This window comes from Bradyrhizobium sp. CCBAU 11434 (genome assembly GCF_028128895.1).
In the GTDB taxonomy this organism is placed as follows: Bacteria; Pseudomonadota; Alphaproteobacteria; order Rhizobiales; family Xanthobacteraceae; genus Bradyrhizobium; species Bradyrhizobium zhengyangense.
Window position 1 is genome coordinate 1 of the sequence record NZ_LBJX01000025.1, and the last position, 760, is coordinate 760.

The following is a 760-nucleotide window of genomic DNA, read 5'->3' on the forward strand; positions in this document are numbered from 1 at the left end:
ATCGTGGTCACGCAAGTCGGCAGCCAGACCTTCGGCATCGTCGTCGACGGCGTGTTCCACACCGAAGAAATCGTGGTCAAGCCGATGTCGACGAAACTGCGTCACATCGACATGTTCTCGGGCAATACCATCCTGGGCGATGGCGCCGTCATCATGATCATCGACCCCAACGGCATCGCCAAGGCGCTCGGCGCCGCCGGCTCCTCGGCCCATGACATGGCCGACGACAATGGTGCGCATCATATCGGCTCGGGCGAGCAGACCACCTCGCTCCTCGTCTTCCGCGCCGGCTCGTCCCAGCCCAAGGCGGTCCCGCTCGGGCTCGTCACCCGCCTGGAAGAGCTCCCGGCCGACAAGATCGAGTTCTCGAACGGCCGCTACATGGTGCAGTACCGCGAGCAGCTGATGCCGCTCGTCTCCATGGAGGGCGTCACCGTCGCCTCCCAGGGCGCCCAGCCGATCCTGGTGTTCGCCGATGACGGCCGCTCCATGGGCCTCGTCGTCGACGAGATCATCGACATCGTCGAGGAGCGCCTCAACATCGAGGTCGGCGGCTCGGCTTCCGGCATCCTCGGCTCGGCCGTGATCAAGGGCCAGGCCACCGAAGTGATCGACGTCGGCCACTTCCTGCCGATGGCGTTCGCCGACTGGTTCACCCGCAAGGAGATGAAGCCGTCGATGCACTCGCAGTCGGTGCTGCTGGTCGACGACAGCGCCTTCTTCCGCAACATGCTGGCACCCGTCCTCAAGGCCGCCGGCT

Annotated in this window: 1 protein-coding gene; it reads left to right on the forward strand. The window is 65.5% G+C overall.

The genetic code is table 11. The features are described 5' to 3' along the window. Positions 1–760, forward strand: a 760-nt coding sequence (locus XI06_RS12865; protein WP_271605476.1) for a chemotaxis protein CheW, incomplete at both ends; no start/stop codon positions are given.